13 protein-coding genes are annotated in these 19,493 nt (G+C 70.3%); 8 read left to right on the forward strand and 5 right to left on the reverse strand.

Annotated elements, in window-relative coordinates:
- Positions 1-34 precede the first annotated feature (34 nt).
- Positions 35-2,143, forward strand: a complete 2,109-nt coding sequence (locus ABD378_RS40345; protein ID WP_344529776.1) for a SpoIIE family protein phosphatase — start codon at positions 35-37, stop codon at positions 2,141-2,143.
- Between the two features lie 4 nt (positions 2,144-2,147).
- Positions 2,148-3,008, forward strand: coding sequence for an Fpg/Nei family DNA glycosylase (locus ABD378_RS40350; RefSeq protein WP_344529778.1), 861 nt, complete (start codon positions 2,148-2,150; stop codon positions 3,006-3,008).
- A gap of 18 nt (positions 3,009-3,026) precedes the next feature.
- Here ABD378_RS40350 and ABD378_RS40355 read toward each other — a convergent pair whose 3' ends face one another.
- Entirely contained in the window at positions 3,027-3,695 is a 669-nt protein-coding gene (locus ABD378_RS40355; protein ID WP_344529780.1) for a zf-HC2 domain-containing protein, read from the reverse strand.
- Between the two features lie 106 nt (positions 3,696-3,801).
- Complete coding sequence (locus tag ABD378_RS40360) at positions 3,802-4,317, reverse strand: hypothetical protein (RefSeq protein WP_344529782.1); 516 nt, start codon at positions 4,315-4,317, stop codon at positions 3,802-3,804.
- A 288-nt stretch (positions 4,318-4,605) separates the two neighbouring features.
- Between ABD378_RS40360 and ABD378_RS40365 the strand changes: the two genes are divergently transcribed.
- A complete protein-coding gene (locus ABD378_RS40365) occupies positions 4,606-5,862 on the forward strand; it encodes a CapA family protein (RefSeq protein WP_386543032.1) in 1,257 nt (418 codons plus the stop codon).
- Between the two features lie 98 nt (positions 5,863-5,960).
- On the opposite strand, the gene ABD378_RS40370 is transcribed toward ABD378_RS40365, so the two are convergent.
- Positions 5,961-8,882 carry a glycoside hydrolase domain-containing protein gene (locus ABD378_RS40370; RefSeq protein WP_344529786.1) on the reverse strand — a complete coding sequence of 974 codons (2,922 nt, stop codon included), beginning with the start codon at positions 8,880-8,882 and terminating at the stop codon, positions 5,961-5,963.
- Positions 8,883-8,977: 95 nt separating this feature from the next.
- On the opposite strand from ABD378_RS40370, the gene ABD378_RS40375 reads away from it, so the two are divergent.
- The 4 genes from ABD378_RS40375 to ABD378_RS40390 all read left to right on the forward strand — a co-directional run bounded on the left by ABD378_RS40375 (position 8,978) and on the right by ABD378_RS40390 (position 13,871).
- Positions 8,978-10,108 (forward strand): ROK family protein, encoded by a 1,131-nt coding sequence (locus ABD378_RS40375; protein ID WP_344529788.1) that lies wholly within the window; start codon positions 8,978-8,980, stop codon positions 10,106-10,108.
- 308 nt (positions 10,109-10,416) lie between these two features.
- Entirely contained in the window at positions 10,417-11,274 is an 858-nt protein-coding gene (locus ABD378_RS40380; protein WP_344529790.1) for an ABC transporter permease, read from the forward strand.
- Entirely contained in the window at positions 11,271-12,194 is a 924-nt protein-coding gene (locus tag ABD378_RS40385; RefSeq protein WP_344529792.1) for a carbohydrate ABC transporter permease, read from the forward strand. The genes ABD378_RS40380 and ABD378_RS40385 overlap by 4 nt, the downstream gene beginning before the upstream one ends.
- A gap of 45 nt (positions 12,195-12,239) precedes the next feature.
- Positions 12,240-13,871 carry a type 2 periplasmic-binding domain-containing protein gene (locus ABD378_RS40390; RefSeq protein WP_344529794.1) on the forward strand — a complete coding sequence of 544 codons (1,632 nt, stop codon included), beginning with the start codon at positions 12,240-12,242 and terminating at the stop codon, positions 13,869-13,871.
- A gap of 9 nt (positions 13,872-13,880) precedes the next feature.
- On the opposite strand, the gene ABD378_RS40395 is transcribed toward ABD378_RS40390, so the two are convergent.
- Positions 13,881-15,305 (reverse strand): amino acid permease, encoded by a 1,425-nt coding sequence (locus ABD378_RS40395; RefSeq protein WP_344529796.1) that lies wholly within the window; start codon positions 15,303-15,305, stop codon positions 13,881-13,883.
- 123 nt (positions 15,306-15,428) lie between these two features.
- Positions 15,429-15,890 (reverse strand): universal stress protein, encoded by a 462-nt coding sequence (locus ABD378_RS40400; protein WP_344529798.1) that lies wholly within the window; start codon positions 15,888-15,890, stop codon positions 15,429-15,431.
- Positions 15,891-16,010: 120 nt separating this feature from the next.
- Here ABD378_RS40400 and lysX point away from each other — a divergent pair, with 120 nt between their 5' ends.
- Positions 16,011-19,316 (forward strand): bifunctional lysylphosphatidylglycerol synthetase/lysine--tRNA ligase LysX, encoded by a 3,306-nt coding sequence (lysX, locus tag ABD378_RS40405; RefSeq protein ID WP_344529800.1) that lies wholly within the window; start codon positions 16,011-16,013, stop codon positions 19,314-19,316.
- Positions 19,317-19,493 lie beyond the last annotated feature (177 nt).

Raw genomic sequence — 19,493 nt, forward strand, 5'->3', positions numbered from 1 at the left:
GCTCGGGCCCGACAGCGAAGAATCATGAAGTGTCATGACGCCCACGTCACTGCCGGACGACTGGCCAGCGGAACCACGGTCGGTCCTGGCGCTCAACCGCACAGGCTGCTTCGACTGGGACCTCGACAGCGGCCTGATGCATCTGGACGCCGCAGGCCACGAGGTCTTCGACGTGCGGGCAGACGAGTACGACGGCCACCCGACGAGCCTGGCCGTACGGGTTCCGCCGGTCGAGGCACACCGCCTGGACGCCTACGTCTCGCACGCGCTCAAGGACGGCAGCCGGACCTATGGCATCTACTTCCGCATCCGGCTGCGCGAAGGCGGGCTGCGCTGGACCCACACCCAGGGGTACATCCACCGTGACGGGACGGGCCGCCCGCACCGCATCGTGGGCATCGTCCGCGACGCCACGCAGGAACTGGGCGACAGCACGGCCCGGCACCAGCGCGCCGACGAGGAGGAGGACCGGCGCCGGCGCACGAGCATCGTGCAGGGCACCACGGCGGCCCTCGCGCACGCCCGTACCGTCCGGGACGTCATCGACGTACTCAAGGACACCCACGGCCTCGCCCACCTGGGCGCGTCGAATCTGGTCATGGCCCTGGTCGAGGCCGGGCGGATCCGCCTGGTCGCGGAGGGGCCCGAGGGCAGCTTCGTGCCGGGCACCAAGTTCACGCGGATCGACGAGCGGTATCCGATGAGCGACGCCGTGCGCACGCTCTCGCCGCGCTTCATCGAGACGGAGGCGGAGTTCGCCGCCTCGTACCCGGAGCTGTGGCCGCACATCGACAAGCTCGGCATCTCGTCGGCCGCGTATCTGCCGCTGATCGCGCAGGCCAAGCCGATCGGCGTGCTCGGCCTGCTCTACCAGGACAAGACCGGCTTCACCGAGGAGGAGCGCAACGTCCTGGTCGCGCTGAGCAGCGGCATCGCGCAGAGCCTGCAGCGCGCCATGTTCTACGAGCAGGAGAAGGACCTCGCCCAGGGCCTCCAGCAGGCGATGCTGCCGCGCACCATCCCGGGTGTGCCCGGCGCCGACATCGCGGTCCGCTACCGCTCGGCCGCGCTCGGCCGGGACATCGGCGGCGACTGGTACGACGTGATCCCGCTGCCCGGCGGCCGGGTCGGGGCGGTCATCGGCGACGTACAGGGCCACGACACGCACGCGGCGGCCGTCATGGGCCAACTGCGCATCGTGCTGCGCGCCTACGCCGCCGAGGGCCACCCGCCCGCCACCGTCATGGCCCGCGCCTCGGGGTTCCTGCACGAGCTGGACACCGACCGCTTCGCCACCTGCCTCTACGCGGAGGCCGATCTGTCGACGGGTGTGGTCCAGCTGGTGCGGGCGGGCCACATCGACCCGCTCGTCCAGCAGGCCGACGGCAGCTGCCGCAGGGTGCCGGTCGACGGCGGTCTCCCGCTGGGCCTCTCGGCCGAGTTCGGCCGTCTCGAATACCCGGTCACCACCTTCGAACTCGACGCGGGCCAGACCCTGTTGCTCTTCACCGACGGCCTCATCGAGGAGCCGGGCGCCGACCTCGACGACGGGTTGCGGGCCCTGGGCGAGCTCGCCTGCTCGGGCCCGCGCGACCTCCAGCAGCTGGCCGACCGGCTCTGCGAGATCGTGGACGAGCGGGGCGGCGAGGACGACGCGGCGCTGCTGCTCCTGCGCCGCCGCCTGATCGACGCGCCGCGGGCCGGCGGCCGTCTCCAGCAGCATGTCGGCCCCGGCGATCCCGAGGCGTTGGCCGAGGCCCGGCACATGATCCGGGCCGCGGTGCGCGCCTGGGGAGCCGGGGAGGGCGCTGACGAGATCGAGCTGGTGGCGGACGAGGTGATCACCAACGCCCTGATGCACACCGACGGCGCGGCGATCGTGACCCTGCGGGTCGTCAGCGGCGGCGACCGGCGGCTGCGCATCGAGGTCGAGGACTCCTCGAGCGCACTGCCGCGCCGCAGAGAGGCGGGGGAATCGGGGGTGTCGGGACGGGGGTTGCTGTTGGTGGACATGCTCACGGATGTGTGGGGCGTCGAGTCGAGAGGCACCGGCAAGTGCGTGTGGTGCGAGTTCATCGTGCCCGCGCGGGAAGGCCAGGATCAGGGCGAGCGGACGGCGCCGCCGGAACAGGATCAGGAGTGAGCGGATGCCGGAACTCCCCGAGGTCGAGGCGCTGCGCGCCTTCCTCACCGACCACTTGGTCGGCCACGAGATCGTCCGGGTGCTGCCCGTGGCGGTCAGCGTCCTCAAGACGTACGAACCGCCGCTCACCGCCCTCGACGGCCGCACCGTCACGGCCGTGGCGCGGCACGGCAAGTTCCTCGACCTCGACGTGGACGGCCTGCATCTGGTCACCCACCTCGCCCGCGCGGGCTGGCTGCAGTGGAAGGACCGCCTTCCCGACGGCCCGCCCCGCCCCGGCAAGGGCCCCCTGGCGCTGCGTGTCGCCCTGGAGACGGGGGAGGGCTTCGACCTGACGGAGGCGGGGACGCAAAAACGCCTCGCGGTGTACGTGACCGACGCCCCGTCACAGATCCCGGGCATCGCCCGTCTCGGCCCCGACCCGCTGGCCCCGGACTTCGACGAGGAGCGCTTCGCGGCTCTCCTGTCGGGCGAACGCCGCCAGATCAAGGGCGCGTTGCGGGACCAGACACTGATCGCGGGCGTCGGGAACGCGTACAGCGACGAGATCCTGCACGCGGCCCGCATGTCACCGTTCAAGCTCACGTCGAGCCTCACGAAGGAGGAAGTCCATGGGCTGCATGTGGCGTTGCGGACCACGCTGACCGAGGCGGTGGAGCGCTCGCGCGGAGTCGCGGCGGGCCGCCTCAAGGCGGAGAAGAAGAGCGGCCTGCGCGTCCACGGCCGCACCGGCGAGCCGTGCCCCGTGTGCGGCGACACCATCCGCGAGGTCTCCTTCAGCGACTCCTCGCTGCAGTACTGCCCCACGTGCCAGACGGGCGGGAAGCCGTTGGCGGACCGGAGGATGTCGAAGTTCCTGAAGTAGCCGCGTGCGAGGGCGAGTTCAGGGACGCCGCAAGGTCAGCAGGTGCTGCCCGTCCGTGGTGCGCACCTCGTAGCGGGCGATGTCCTCGCGGGCCAGGGCCGCGCCGCCACGTGTCGAGAGATCGCCCGACGACCCGCCCGCGGACTCGCCGACGGGCACCTTCCATGTCGTCACCGTCTGCTCGGAGCCGTCGGCGGCGACGGCGATCAGCTCGCAGACACGGGCGCCGCCGTGCGGATCGCGGACACGGAGCCCGATGTCCGTGCCCCAGTCGCGGCCCCGCGCGGTCAGGGTCGCCGAGACGCCGGTGCGGCCGTCGCGGGCCGTGATCTGTTCCGGGCCGGGCCCGTCGGCCCGCAGCCCCGCCGTCGCGGGGGCCGCGACGGCCAGTACGACGCTCGCCGCGACCGCGCACAGCCACCGCCTGCGCCGGGCCCTGTGCAGCCGTCCGGACTCGGTGAGCAGCCGGTCGATGAGGCCGGGTCCTGGCACGGCCAGTGGTTCGACGTGCGGCGGGGTGAGCCGGTCGTAGGCCGCCAACTGCCGGGCGGCCGGGCCGAGTTCCTCCAGCAGGGCCCGGCACGTGGGGCAGTCCATGAGGTGGTCGTCGAAGCGGAAGGTGTCCGCCGCGTCGAGCACACCGAGCGCGTAGGCGCCGGCGTCGCGATGCCGCTCCAGGGGCCTCATGGCGTTCCTTGCGTGACGAGTCGGACAGGGGGTGTTTTCTGCCCTCCCGTACGCAGCGGACCGCCGAATCACTCAAGACGTGGGACGGGAACACTCGCACGTGGCGTCAGAACAGATGGATCGCCAGGTGTCCGAGCGGCAGCCCCAGGCGCCACGCCGCCGTCCACACCTTGGGTCCGTCGTCCTCGCCGCCCGGCGAACCACCTCCCGGCACCGCGTCCAGATCGGGCGCGAGCAGCTCCGTCTCCTCGAGCCAGCGCCACGCCAGATCGGCGAGCTCCAGGTCCGGCGCGGGCTCACCGGAGGCGACCGCGTCCGCCGAGAGCACGGCCATCCGTTCGCCGACCCAGTCCTGCCACGGCTGGTCGTGGGCCGTCAGGGCCAGCCAGGTCTCCAGCTGGGAGACCACCCGGATGCCCGACAGTTCGCCATTCGTGTCGGAGAGGAAAATAGTCAGGGCCAGAGCATCACGCCCCGCGCGGTATTCGAAAGATGTCGGCGGCATCAAATCGCCGGTACGCAGTAATTCGTCCGCGATGTACTCGGCGTACAACCACGCCATCGGCACGGCCAGTTCGCCGCCACTCGGGCCCTCCGTGTTTCCTCGGCTCTCGTGCAGCATCCCGTCTCGCCTTCCTCCGATCCGTGCGCGTCGCCGGCCTCTGGCCCCCAATCCGGAACACGGATGAGGACAGCCGATTACCCAAAGGGGGCTCTGAGCAAGGCGCTTTACGGAGGTTTGACTTGGCGCTCGGTTTCGTCGCAGGTCGGAGGCTGTGTGTTCTTCGTGTCACATGGCTGAATGATTTAAGTCTTTTTCGGGGACTATGACGGCATTGCTGCTTGACTCGACCTTGTGTCCGAATGTGGATTCGTTTCGCCGATATCCCCCATTCACGGAGCCTGGTCGATGACACAGCGCACACCGCAGGGAACAGTCGTTCTAGCGGCGGTAATGATCGGAGCCACTCTCACCGCGACCGCCGGCTGCGCGGCGAATGCGGGGCCCGCGCAGGAGCGGAATCCGAAGCAGCAGAGCGAAAAGCACCCGGAGGGCGATCGGGGCGGTGATCGGGGCGGCGATCGGGACGTTCCGCCTCCCGCGCCGTCGGCGGCCGGGGGAGGGCAGGAGGCACAGCGCGCCTTCACGCTCGTCGCCTCCGGAGACGTGCTCCCGCACTCCTCGATCATCAGCAAGGCCAACGCCGACGCGGGCGGCGACGGCTACGACTTCGTGCCGATGCTCAAGGGGGTCGAACCCGTCGTGTCCAAGGCCGATCTGGCGATCTGTCACATGGAGACGGTCTACGGCGAGAACGGCGACTACACCGGCTACCCCAGCTTCAAGTCCCCGCCCCAGATCGCCCGCGCCCTGCGGGCCACCGGCTACGACGCCTGCTCCACCGCCTCCAACCACACGCTCGACGACGGCGCCGCGGGGGTGCGCCGGACGCTCGGCGCGCTCGACAAGGCAGGCGTCAAGCACGCGGGCTCCGGCCGCACGGCCGCCGAGGGCAAGTCCCCCGCCTGGCTGCGGGCGGGCGGCGCGAAGGTGGCGCAGCTCGCGTACACGTACGGCACGAACGGATATCCGCTGCCCAAGGGCAAGCCCTGGACGGTCAACCTCATGGAGCGCGAGCGGATCATCGCGGACGCGCGCGCCGCGCGGAAGGCGGGCGCGGACGTGGTCGTGGTCTCGGTCCACTGGGGCACGGAGTGGCAGGACGCCCCGGACCGCCGCCAGCTGAGCCTGGGCAAGCAGCTCACCGAGTCCCGCACGCGGGGCCGCCCCGACATCGACCTGATCCTGGGCACGCACGCGCACGTCCCCCAGGCGTACGAGAAGGTCAACAAGACCTGGGTCGTCTACGGCATGGGAGACCAGATCGCCGGCGAGATGATCAACCACGACGGCGAGAGCGACCCGCGGGGCAACCAGGGCACGCTCGGCCGCTTCACGTTCGCCCCGCCCGCGGCCTCCGGCGGACGCTGGGAGGTCAAGAAGGCCGAGTTCATCCCCCAGTGGTTCAACACGGACACGGGGCGCGTGACCAACCTGAACGCGGCGCTCGACCGCGGCGCCGACGTCGCCGACGTCCGCGACCGGATCCGCCGGGTCGTCCTGAGCCGGGGCGCGGGGAAGGACGGCCTGGTGATGGGCAAGTAGCGGGACGCCGCCCGCGAGACCCATACGTAGTTCACCGCCCCGGGGCCCGGGCCAGGCTGCATCTTCGGCAGCCTGGCCCGAACCCCGGGGCGGCCGTCCTACCCGAGCCGCACCAACCACCCTCGCCCCGGCTCGACCCGCAGCGCCTCACCCTCCGCGAACCTCCGCTCCGGCTGGAACCCCTCGATCGCGGGAGCGTACGCGGCGACGGGCCCCGAGGCCGTGCCGAGGACGACGTCCACCGGCTCCCGCGCCCAGGACGCGAGCGCCGTCACGGTCCCTCCGGGCCCCTCCCACGTGGTGGCGAGGACATCGTCGCGCCCGGTCCGCACCGGAGGCGCGTCGGTGGCCCACCACCCCGTCATCTCCGCCTCCGGAAGACGGAGTTGGTCGAAGGCCCGCCACAAGGGCCGTACGTCCGTCATGGGCGCCCGCGCCGTCATGCCGAAGACAAGACCGCGCCAGGGATTCCCGCCGCCCTCCAGCATCTCGCCCATCAGCCCGAAGGGAATGCCCGAGATCTCGACCAGCCAGTACGCGGGATCGCCCCCATCGGCCCCGGCGGAGCCTTCGTAGTCGAAGAGTTCGCCCAGCCAGAGCCGGTCGACGTACGGCAGCAGCTCCGCGTACAGATTGGCGCTGGAGGCGAACCCGTCCGGCTCGCGGAACTGGTTGCACGAGTGCAGGTCGACCAGCGGCGGCGCATCGCCGGAAGCGGACAGTACCTTCCGTACCCGCTTCATGGTCGTCCGGTCGTACGCCACGTCGTCGAGGTAGAGCCCGTCGACCCCGACGACCCGCCGCAGCCGCTCGATCCCGCTCACGTAGGAGTTGTGCCACCGCGAGTCGCCCGACGTGACGACCGCGACGTCCCCCACGTCGGGCGCCACCCACCCGGGCACGTAGTCCCCGCCCAGATGCTCCCGCAGCCACGCGTGCCCGCCCCCGGGCCCCGGCGCGAAGATCTCGTCGCCCAGCGACGCGAGCACCGGCAACTCCGGTGTGTGCCGCGTCAGTTCGCGCACCGTGTCGTACACCTTGACCTGGATCCCGAGCCGGTGCGCCTCCTCGGTGTAGGAGCGCAGGGCGTCCGCGCCGAGGAGCGGGTCGTTGATGTACGGGTTGGGCGGCGTCGCATGGTGCAGATTGGCGACGTTCGCGCCGTACTCGGCGATCTCCGTGGGTGACGCGTACGCGTGGAAGTAGCGCTCGGAGAGCTGCCGCGCCGGATCGAGCGGCTTGAACGGCGTCAGGAGCAGCCGGAACTCGAAGCACCGGCTCTCGCCCGCGCGCAGCGCGAGCGACCCGCTGAAGGCGGAGAGGCGGCGCGCCCCCTCGCTCGTGCGCAGCCGCACCCCGCCCGCTCCGTCGCCCGCCCAGGAGCGCGGTGTGCGCAGGGGCTTCTCGCGGTAGTAGTTGGTGTTCAGCGGTCGCGCGTAGTGCTCGTCGCGCAGGCTGAGCTGGAGCCCCGCCGCCGGGTCGCCGAGCCAGAACGCGTCCTGGTTGCGGGTCGGCGTGTCCCAGCTCCAGTCGTACGCCTCCGGGCACGCACGGCCCGTCAGGCCGAGCCCCATGGCGTACCGCGCGACCTCCTCGCGGACCGGTACGTCCAGCGTCACGTCGAGCCGGGTGTCGGCGGTCGCCTCGACGGTGGCGCGCACCACGAGGAAGCCGTCGGCCTCCAACTCGCCCTCGGTGCGCAGGAGTACGTCCTGTCCTGCGGACCGCGCCGACCAGCGCACCCGCGCCGGACCCGGCCGGTCCAGGCTGAGCGGACCATGCTCCAGGGGGCGGCCGAGATCCAGGGTGACGGGTGCGGCGAGCAGGTCACGAGGCGGCCCGTCGGCGCGTGTGACGCTCGGTGTGAAGGTGGATATCAGCCGCCGGGGGAGTCCTTCCGGGCCGAGCTCGACCGTGCGGCCGAGCAGCGTCAGCCGCTGTCCTGCGGCCGTGGCGGTGACCTTGACCGGGGTGAACGGCGCCACCGGCTCGTCGTCCTGCGCGAGCGCCGAGTCCAGCCACCCCAGCCGGGCCAGCCGCCACGGCTCACCCGTACCGCCGTCGGCGACGACATCCTGTCCGACGGTGAGGCGCAGTGGCAGCACGCGCTCCGGGACACCGGGCGCGCCGACGGCTATCTCCCCCTCGTAGAGGCCGGGGCGAGCTTCTTCAGGAACCTCCACGCCGAACCACAGGGCCCCGGCCCGGCCCGCGCCGACCGTGACGCGCCGCCGGAAGGCCTGGCCGCGCGCGTCGACGCCGCCCGTGCTGACGCACCGTACGGAGAAGGGAAGCCCACGGATCTCGGCGCGCACGTCCGTCAGCTCCTGGAGCGCGTACACACCGACCTGCACCGCGTAGAACTCCCCGCGGTCCGCCGTGACGTCGAGCGGCGCGAAGGGCGTGGCGAGCGCCCAGCGTGCGGGCAGCCGTTCGTAGCGGCCGAGCGGATGGGCGCGGTCCTCGCCGTAGAGGAGGAACCGCGCGTCCGGGTAGGCCTGTTGGAGTCGCGTGCGCTCGTCCCTCGTGGCCGCGAAGCCCAGCGGCGCGAAGGAGTCGACCGCGCTCGCCGCCTCGTAGCCGAAGGCCTCGGCGCGCGGCAGCTTCTCCCAGCCGGTGGCGCCGTGCAGGCCGCAGCGGTGCACCCAGCCGGGGTCCGCCGTCTGTGTCGGGGGCCGGTAGGCGGCCTGCGGATAGTAGGGCTTGCCCGTGTGCGCGTACGGCAGGTAGTGCACCGCGTAGGTGCCCGGGCCGTCCGTCGGCTCGAAGGCGATGCGCCCCGCCTCGTCCGTGACCTCCACGGTGACGGTGTTGCGCACGCGTTCCCCGGACGGTCCGACCACGATCACGTCCACCGCCCCGGGGTCCGGGTCCTGGCGCCGCCACGGCAGTTCGGCGGCGACGGCCGGGGCTGTGCTGTCGGTGGCGGCGGCGCGTACGAGCAGCCGGTGGTTACCGTAGACGTCGTTGTCCCAGGAGCCGATCCCGCATGCCAGCTCCGGATGACCAGTCTCACCCATCTGTGCTCCCCCAAGGGCGCTATTTATTAGGTAAGTTTCTCAATCGCTCCGGGTCACCCTGGAGATCAACCGATCGCGCTGTCAAGGGGGACGCCTTGAAGAGTGGGGACCCGTCGTTGCTGCGCCGCCTCAACGCGGCCGCCGCCCTGCGCGTGCTGCGCGAGCGGGACGACATCACCGTGCCCGAACTCGCCTCGCTCATCGGCGTGTCGCGGCCCACGGCGCAGGACCTCACGGCCCAGCTGCTTCGCGAGGGCCGCCTGGTGGAGCTGACGCCGGGCAGCGGAAGCGTGGGCAGGCCCGCCCGCAGATTCCGCTTCAGGGCGGAGGCGGCCCACGTCCTCGGCGTGGACATCGGCGCCCACAAGATCCTGGTGCACGCCGCCGACCTGCTCGGCCGCACCGTGGCCACCCAGCGCGTCGCCGTCACGCCCGAACTCCCGGCGGACCGGCGCCTGGACGCCGTCCGCGAGGCCATCGCGGGCTGTCTCGCCCAGCCCGCCGCGGCGCATGTGCGCCCGCTTGCGACCGGCGTCGGCACCAGCGGCATGGTGGACGCGGCGGGCCGCGTGGTGGAGAGCGACTCGCTGCCCCAGTGGACGGGCCTCGACCTCACCCGGGAACTCGCCGACCCGGGCCACGGTCCCGTCGTCGTGGGCAACGACATCCAGCTCGCGACCCTCGCCGAGTGCACCGGGGGAGTGTCGGTGGGCACCGGCGACTGCGTGTACCTGTACGTCGGAAACCGGCTCGGCATCGGCCTGTGGCTCCGCGGCGAGCTGCACCGCGGACACCGCGGCGCGGCGGGGGAGATGGTGGCGGGCGACGGCTGGGAGCGGTGCTACCAGCGGCTCCTGGACTGGTTCGCGGGGCACGAGGGCGCCGACAGGCCCACCCGCGAGAACGCCGCCCGCGCCGTGGTGACCGCTGCCGCCGCGGGTGATGGCGGGGCCAAGTACACCCTGCGCGCCTTCGCCGAGGCTCTCGCCGACAGCCTGGCCCGCCACGTCGCCGTGCTCGACCCGCAGTCCGTGGTGCTCGGCGGCGGCATCTCCCGTGCGGGCGCCCTGCTCAGCGAGCCTTTCGCGGCTCGGCTCGGCGCGCTCTGCCCCTACCGGCCGACGGTCCAAACCTCCGTACTCGGCGAGGAATCCACCGCAATCGGGGCAGCTCGCCTCGCACTGGAACACATCGATCACGCCGCGCAGAAAAGTCCAACTCTCTAGGACCGGAAGGTGGTTGACGGGCGGGAGTCACGCTTCGATGATGTGGCTCTCTTTCGGCAAGTTGGCTTCTTAATTGGCCGACTCTCGACGGCCGCCCCGGCTGTCGGCTGCCACTTTTCTGTTCCGTCGTGCCGCCAGGCCAGGGAGTACGTGTGACATCCCCAGCAACGCAACGCAGGCCGCGAGCCGCGTCGCCGCCACCGTCCGGGTCAGATCCGACGTCGGATCCGAAGTCCCCGGGACCGCCGCGCCACCGCCGCGTCCCGCTCCGCGTCCGACTGCGGAACAACTGGGTGATGCTCGCCCTCATGGCCCCGGGCCTGCTCTTCTTCCTGTTCTTCTTCTACGTGCCGATGCTCGGCAACGTCATCGCCTTCCAGGACTACCAGCCCTTCATCGGCTTCAAGGAAAGCCCCCTGGTGGGCCTCGCCAACTTCCAGGAGCTCTTCGCCGACCCGGCGTTCTGGGAGGCGGTCCGCAACACCCTGGCGTTCGCCGCGCTCCAGCTGATCTTCTTCTTCCCGGCGCCCCTTGCCCTGGCCTTGCTCATCAACAGCCTGGTCAGCCCGCGCATCAAGAAGTTCGTGCAGAGCGTCGTCTATCTGCCGCACTTCATCTCGTGGGTCCTGGTCGTCGCGCTCTTCCAGCAAGTCCTCGGCGGCGCGGGCCTCTTCAGCAACTACCTGCGCGACCACGGCATGTCCGCCCTGGACGTGATGACCGACCCCAGCACCTTCTCGCTCCTCATCACCGGCCAGGTGATCTGGAAGGACATCGGCTGGGGCATGATCATTTACCTGGCGGCGCTCGCGAGCGTCGACCAGAGTCTGTACGAGTCGGCGGCCGTCGACGGCGCCGGACGCTGGCGCCGCATGTGGCACGTCACCCTGCCCGCGGTACGCGGCGTCACGATCATGCTGCTCGTGCTGCGCCTCGGTGACGTACTCTCCGTCGGCTTCGAGCAGTTCCTGCTCCAGCGCGACGCGGTCGGCGCCCGCGCCTCTGAAGTCCTCGACACGTACATCTACTACCACGGCGTCGTCTACGGCGACTGGGGCGTCGGCGCCGCCGCGGGCCTGGTCAAGGGCGTCGTCGGGGCCTTGATGATCTACGGCGCCAACAAGGTCGCCCACGCCTTCGGAGAGCACGGGGTGTACAGCAAATGAGCAGCTTCGGATTCCCCCTGCGCACGCCGCGGACCCGCGAGGAGCGCCCTGCCTGGGAAGAGCCGCCGACGAAGATCGGCTCCGCCGCCAAGGCCGTAGTCATCACCGTCATCTGCGCCGTGATGATCCTGCCCTTCCTCACGGTCCTCTCCACCAGCCTGGCCTCCCGCGAGGAGATCACCGAAGCGGGCGGCTTCGTCCTCTTCCCCACGGACCCGACCCTGGAGGCGTACCGCACGATCCTCTCCGGAGGCATCGTCTCCCGGGCCGTCGTCGTCAGCGTCCTGATCACCCTCGTCGGCACGGCACTCTCGCTCCTGACGACGATCGCGCTCGCGTACGGCCTCAGCAAGCGCGGCGTCCCCGGCAGCAAGCCGATCCTCCTGATGGTGCTCTTCACGCTGCTCTTCGTGCCCGGCATGGTCCCGATGTACGTGGTGGTCAAGGAGCTCGGACTCCTCGACTCCTACTGGTCGTTGATCCTCCCCGTCATGATCAACGCCTTCAACCTCGTCGTCCTGCGTGCGTTCTTCATGAACATCCCCGAGGAGCTCTACCAGGCGGCGCGGATCGACGGCGCCGGCGACTGGCGGATCCTGACCCGCATCGTCCTTCCGCTCTCCAAGGGCGTCGTCGCCGTCGTCGGCCTCTTCTACGCGGTGACGTACTGGAACGCCTTCTTCAACGCGATGCTCTATCTGAACGACTCGGGCAAGTGGCCCATCCAGCTGGTCCTGCGCACCTACGTGGTCCAGGGCAAGTCCATCTCGGGCGACCAGCTCGGTGTCAGCCACATGCCGCCCCAGCAGTCGATCTCCATGGCCGTCGTCATGATCGCGCTCATCCCGATCCTGCTGCTCTTCCCGTTCCTGCAGAAGTACTTCACCAAGGGCGTGCTCACCGGCGCCATCAAGGGCTGAACCTCCTTCCCCCTGACACCCTTTGCGGAGATTCCCATGACAGGCATGTCCCGACGCACCTTCCTCAGCCTCTCCACCGCCGTCGCGGCGGGCGCGGCCGCCACCTCGCTGACGGGCTGCGGCTCGGGCGCGAAGAAGACGGGCGAGGCCGCATCGGCGAAGGTGAAGCTGCCTTCGTACGTTCCCTTCGGCAAGGTCAAGCCCGATCTGCCGCCGAACGCGAAGGGCCTCTCGGCAGGGTTCCTTTCGTACCCCAAGGACCTGGTGCGCAGCGTCCCGAAGGCCCCCGGCGACGGGTCGAAGATCACGCTGCTGACCGAGATCTGGACGCAGCCGCCGACTCCCGCGGGCTCCAACGCCCACTGGAAGAAGGTGAGCAAGGAACTCGGCGTCGACCTCGGGGCCATCCTGGGCACCGACCCCGGCTACGAGGAGAAGTTCTCCGCCGTCATCGCGGGCGGCGACCTGCCCGACCTCATGTGGATACCGCCGAACCAGGGCATCCAGCACATCGCCGAACTCCTCGAGGCCAAGTGCGCGGACATCACTGAGTACGTGTCGGGTGACGCGGTGAAGGACTATCCGAACCTCGCCGCGATGACGCCTGCCCACTGGAAGACGGCCGTGGTCAACGGCAAGATCTGGGGCGCGCCCAGCCCGTACCCGGCCTTCGGCCAGGTCTATGGCGGCAACCCGAAGGTCTGGGAGAAGGCGGACGGGCTCTCGGCGTCAAGCCCTGACGAGTTCCTCGCCAAGTGCAAGGAGGTGACGGGCGACAAGGTCTGGGCCCTCGAGCCGATCTACGTCAACGCGGCGAGCGTGATGAGCCAGTGTTTCGGCGCGCCCAACAAGTGGCGGCAGAACAAGGACGGTTCGCTCACCTGGTTCCAGGACACCGACGAGTACATGGAAGCCCTGAACTTCGTCCTCAAGCTGAAGAAGGCCGGGGTCTTCTACCCGGGGAACCCCAAGATGGCCGATGCGTACACCAAGATGGCGCAGGGGGCGATCGGGGCTTGTGTGTTCGCCAATCCGTTCAACGCGCGGAAGGACTCCCGCGTCCAGGACCCCGAGCAGGCCGCCGAGATCCTGATCCCCTTCGGCGCCGGCGGCAACAAGCCGAACCACCACTACCACCTCGGCACGATCGGCTACACCGCCATCAAGAAGGGCGACGAGAAGCGGGTCCGCATGCTGCTCGGCGTACTGAACTACCTGGCCGCGCCGTTCGGCACCACGGAGCGTGAGTTCCTCGAGTTCGGCACCGAGGGCGAGGACTTCACCTACGACAAGAACGGCTTCCCGGAGCGTTCGAAGAAGGGGAAGCAGCAGGTCGAGGGTCTCTTCAGCGGACTGACCACGGCGACCACGTCACCCTTCGCGCTCGTGGCGTCGACGTTCCCGGGCACGGCACGTGCCCAGGACGTCAAAGACGTGTACGCCGCGGAGCAGAAGCTCATCGAGACCGCCATCCAGAACCCGACGGTCGGCCACTACTCGGACGCGTACACCCAGCACTACGGTCGCATGTCGACGGAGGCGACCGACCTGGTCAACGACATCGTCAGCGGCCGCAAGAAGCTGAGCGAATGGAAGCCCTTCTGGGCGGAGTGGAAGAACAAGGGCCTGGAGCAGATGGCACGGGAATTCCAGAAGTCCATCGAGAGCGCCGCCTGAGCGGCCCCGCTAGGGAACGCGGTCGGTCTTGGCCAGCTCCGACTTCCGGTACGAGTACGCGAAGTAGATGACGAGACCGACCGCGAACCACACCGCGAACCGCGCCCACGTCTGCCACTGCAGGAACGTGATCAGCCAGATGGAGAAGACGACCCCGATGGCGGGGACCACCGGCATCCCGGGGCAGCGGAACGTGCGCGGCAGATCGGGCTGCTTGTAGCGGAGCACGATCACCGCGACGCAGACCACGACGAACGCCAACAGGATGCCGATGTTGGTCAGTTCGGCCGCCTCGCCGATCGGCAGGAACCCGGCGATGGCGGCCGATGCGAACCCGACGATCCACGTCACGCGCGTCGGCACGTGCCGGGTCTTGTGGGTCTTGGCGAACCACTTCGGCAGCAGCCCGTCGCGCGACATGCTGAACCACACACGGGTGACGCCGAGCATGAAGGTGAACATCACGGTGAGGATGCCGATGATCGCGCCGACCGCGATGACATCGGCGAGACCGCCCAGGCCCACCGACTTGAAGGCGGTGGAGAATCCGCTCTCCGGGTCGATGTCCTTGTAGCTCTGCATGCCCGTGAGGACGAGGCAGGCCAGGACGTACAGGACCATCGAGATCGCGAGCGAGTAGAGGATCGCCTTCGGCATGTGGCGCTGCGCGTCCTTGGACTCCTCGGCGGCGGTGCTCATGGCGTCGTAGCCGAAGACGGCGAAGAAGACGGTGGCCGCACCCGTGAACGCCCCGCTGACGCCGAAGGGGAAGAACGGCTCGTAGTTCCCGGTGTTGATGTGGAAGAACCCGACCGCGATCACCACGAGCACGACGATGACCTTCAGCACGACCACGACCATCTCGAAGCGCGCCGCGTTCTTGATGCCGAGGGTCAGCAGATAGGCGATGAGCAGGCACAGCACCGCGGCGAACAGGTCGACCTTGTGGCCGTCGCCGGTGCCGGGCGCGCCCAGCATCCAGTTGGGCAACTGCGCGCCCATGTCGTTGAGGAGGAAGTTGAAGTAGCCCGAGATGCCGATCGCGACCACCGCCACGATCGCCGTGTACTCGAGCAGCAGGTCCCAGCCGATGAACCAGCCGGTGAGTTCACCGAGGACCACGTAGCCGTACGTGTACGCCGATCCCGCCTTCGGGATCAGGCCCGCGAACTCGGCGTACGAGAAGGCGGCCGCCGCGCTCGCGATACCGGCGATGAGGAAGGAGATGAGGACGGCGGGTCCGGCCGTGCCGTTGGCCACCGTCCCGGCGAGGGTGAAGATGCCGGCGCCGATGATTCCGCCGACGCCGATCGCGGTGAGCTGCCAGAGGCCGAGCGTGCGGGTGAGCCCGCCACCCGCTTCCGCTTCGGTCTCTTCGATGTGTTCGATGGGCTTGCGGCGCAGAACGCCGTGCCCCATCCGGAGTCCCGCCATGAGCTCCACCTTTTCGCAGACGGCAGTCGGCTGATGGCGGATCATGATGGCCCAGGCGTGAGCATGACGGAAGACGCCACACCTCTTGCGGTTGTGAGGGTTCAGCAGTCTGGCGGCGACGGCTTACGGCACCACGGTGACGGGCCAGCGACCCGCCTTGACCAGGCGCACCGCGACCGAGCCGACGATCCGGTGGCCCGCCTGCTCGGATGCGCCGACGACCACGGCGTCGGCCTTGAGATCGTCCGCCGCCGTGACCAGACCGCTGTACGGGTCGCCGCGGAAGGTGTGGAACTCCCAGCGCACGTCGAATATGTCCTTCACCCGCTCGGCCGCGTCTCTGATCTCGGTGATCAGGCTCTCGGCGATCTCATCGGTCGCCTCGGCCACCGGGGCACCGAGGGCGGCGCCCGCGGCCATCACCGGCTGGACATAGACGACGGCGAGCAGAGCGCGCTGCCGCCGCGCCAGGCCTCCGGCATATGCCGCGGCCCGGAGCGAGGAGTCCGACCCGTCGACACCGACGACGATCACCTTCGGGCCGTCGGTGCCGCGTTCGAACTGGTGGGAGTGGTCTTCAGTCACAGCCGAGAGGCTATCGGAGCCCGCCGGGCCGCTTCGGTCGTGGGCAGGCGTTCCGCCGACCGTTGCGGGGCTGCCTCGTCTCGACGAGCGACACAGGCCGACCCTTCCTAGGGTCGGTCCATGAGCACCAGTGTGGAGAGGACCGGCACCGAGCCACCGCGGCGGAGCGCGCGAGCCCGCTTCCTGAGACACGTGCCAGAAGGATTCGCCACCTTCTTCGGCGTCCTGGGCCTCTTCTGCGCGATCCTCGCGATCATCGGCCCGCTGCGCCACCTCCTGCGCCCGGTGGTCCGCGTACTGGACCTCCTCACGGTCCCGGTGAGCCCCAACCTCGCCTACGCCGTCTTCCTCTTCCTCCTCGCCGCCGCGACAGCAGCCCGCAAGAAGGTCGCGTGGTGGCTGGTCATCATCTATCTGGGGCTCCTGCTCGCCTTCGACGTACTCGGCATCGCCCTGGGCTTCTGGGCGGACTCGCTCCCTTCGCTGATCGTCTGCGGCGTCGCGTTCGTGCTCCTGGTCCTGGCCCGCAAGGAGTTCTCAGCGGACTCCCGCCGCGGCGCGGTCCGGCGGGCCGTCCTCGTGCTCGTCGCGGGCCTCGCCGTGGCGATCCTGGTCGGCTGGGGCCTCGTCGCGCTCTTCCCGGGTACGTTGCCTCGCGGCGAGGCCCTGCCATGGGCCGCGAACCGCGTCTGCGGCGGGCTCTTCACCGGCCACGACTACTTCGACGGCAGACCCCCGCGTGCCCTGCACTTCTGGCTCGGCCTCTTCGGCGCCCTCGCCCTCCTGAACGCCGCCGCGACCCTCTTCCGCTCCCAGCGCATGGAAGCCGCCCTGCACGGCGACGAGGAGCCCCGCATCCGCGCGCTTCTCGGCACGTACGGCGCCCAGGACTCGCTCGGCTACTTCGCCACCCGGCGCGACAAGGCCGTCGTCTTCTCGCCCAGCGGCAAGGCCGCCGTCACCTACCGCGTCGAGGCGGGCGTCTGTCTGGCAAGCGGCGACCCCGTCGGCGACCGCGAGGCCTGGCCGCACGCCATCGGCGCCTGGCTGGACGTGGCCCGGCAGTACGCCTGGGCCCCGGCCGTGATGGGCGCGTCCGAGGAGGGCGCCACCGCGTACGCACGCTCCGGGCTCGGCGCGCTCCAGCTCGGCGACGAGGCGATCCTGCAGGTCGCGGCGTTCGACCTGGACGGGCGTGACATGCGTGTCACCCGGCAGGCGGTGAACCGCGTCCGCCGCACCGGCGCCACCACCCGCATCCGCCGCCACTCCACCCTCACCGACGAGGAGATGGAGGAGATCATCGACAAGGCGGACGCCTGGCGGGACACCGAGACCGAGCGCGGCTTCTCCATGGCGCTCGACCGCCTCGGCGACCCCGAGGACGGTGACTGCCTGCTCGTGGAGGCACTGGACGCCGACGGGCGTCTCATCGCCCTGCTCTCCCTCGTCCCCTGGGGCAGGGACGGCATCTCGCTGGATCTGATGCGCCGCGACCGGGCTACCGCGCCCAACGGCGTCATGGAGTTCATGGTCGCCGAACTCTGCGCGGGCGCGGGCAAGTTCGGGGTGCGCCGCATCTCCCTGAACTTCGCCGTCTTCCGCTCGGTCTTCGAGGAGGGCGCCCGCATCGGAGCAGGACCCGTCCTGCGGCTGTGGCGCAGGCTGCTCCTCTTCTTCTCCAAGTGGTGGCAGCTCGAAGCGCTCTACCGCTCCAACGCGAAGTACCACCCCGAGTGGTATCCCCGCTTCATCTGTTACGGCGACGCCGGAGCCCTCGCCCGGATCAGCCTCGCGTCGGGCATCGCCGAGGGCTTCGTCTCCGTGCCCTCGCTGCGCAAGCTCTGGGGCAAGGGCCGGGGGACCAAGGGAGTCACCAAGCCCACCAGCACGGAGGGCCTCCCGCCGATCTCCGCCCTCGGCCTTGCGGGGCACGGGGACGCCGCGGACGCCGATCCGCTGGCCGCGCTCCCCGACCAGGTCCGCATCCGCCACCGCAAGCTCGACCGGCTGCGCGCGGACGGCGTCGACCCCTACCCCGTGGGCCTCCCGCCGCGCACCCACACCCTCGCCGAAGTGACGCCCGCCCTGGCGGGGGAGCAGGTCACGGTCGCGGGCCGCGTCATGCTCGTACGCGACTTCGGCGGCGTCGTCTTCGCGGTCCTGCGCGACTGGTCCGGCGACCGCCAACTCGCCCTGACCCGCGACCGGTCAGGCCCGGACGTCCTGGACCGCTTCACCTCCGGCACGGACATCGGCGACCACATCACGGCCACCGGCACGGTCGGTGCCAGCGACAACAGCGAGCTCACCGTCTTCGTCACCGCCTGGCAGCTCACCGGCAAGTGCCTGCGCCCGCTGCCCGACAAGCGCCGCGGACTCGCCGACCCCGAGGCGAAGGTCCGCCGCCGCTACCTCGACCTGGTCGCGAGCCCCGGCGCCCGCGACGTCGTCCGGGCCCGCTCCACCGCCGTACAGGCCCTGCGGCAGGGCCTGTTGGACCGCGGCTACCTCGAGGTCGAGACCCCGATGCTCCAGCAGATCCACGGCGGCGCCAACGCCCGCCCGTTCACCACCCACATCAACGCCTACGACCTCGACCTCTATCTGCGCATCGCACCCGAGCTGTATCTGAAGCGGCTCTGCGTCGGCGGCATGGAGAAGGTCTTCGAGATGGGCCGCACCTTCCGCAACGAAGGCGTCTCCTACAAGCACAACCCCGAGTTCACGATGCTGGAGGCCTACCAGGCCTTCGCCGACTACGACGTGATGCTCGACCTCACCCGCGAACTCATCCAGGGCGCCGCCACCGCCGCCTTCGGCGCGCCCGTCGCCCGCAAGGCCGACGCGGACGGGCGGCTCACCGAGCACGACATCTCCGGCCGCTGGCCGGTCAAGACGGTCTACGGCGCGATCTCCGAAGCGCTCGGCGACGAGGTCGACGCGGACACCCCGCTGCCGCGGCTGCACCAGCTCTGCGACCGCGCGGACGTCCCGTACAAGCCCGATGACGGCCGCGGTGACGTCGTGCTCGAGATGTACGAGCGCCTGGTCGAGGAGAAGACGACGCTGCCCACCTTCTACAAGGACTTCCCGACCGACGTCTCCCCGCTGACCCGGCAGCACCGCACCGACCCGCGCCTCGCCGAGCGCTGGGACCTGGTCGCCTTCGGCACCGAACTGGGCACCGCCTACTCGGAGTTGACCGACCCCGTCGAGCAGCGCCGTCGCCTCACCGCGCAGTCGCTGCTCGCCGCCGGGGGAGACCCGGAGGCCATGGAACTGGACGAGGACTTCCTCGACGCCCTGGAGTACGCGATGCCGCCCACCGGCGGGCTCGGGATCGGCGTCGACCGGCTCGTCATGTTCCTCACCGGCCTGACGATCCGGGAGACGCTGCCCTTCCCGCTCGTACGCCGCCGCTGACCCCCGGCTCTCGTTCCCGCCTCGCTTCTGCTGGTCCCATCGGGTGCTTTAGCGGCCCGCCGTGGTGTTGATGTTCCGCGCCGGCCTTCCGCCATGCGACGGATTAGTCATGAAAAAGGATCAGATGACTCCAGGGCGCCGCGCACTTCTGCGCGGCGCCGCTGTCTTCGGTCTGGC

This window comes from Streptomyces rectiviolaceus, assembly GCF_039533825.1.
Classification (GTDB): domain Bacteria; phylum Actinomycetota; class Actinomycetes; order Streptomycetales; family Streptomycetaceae; genus Streptomyces; species Streptomyces rectiviolaceus.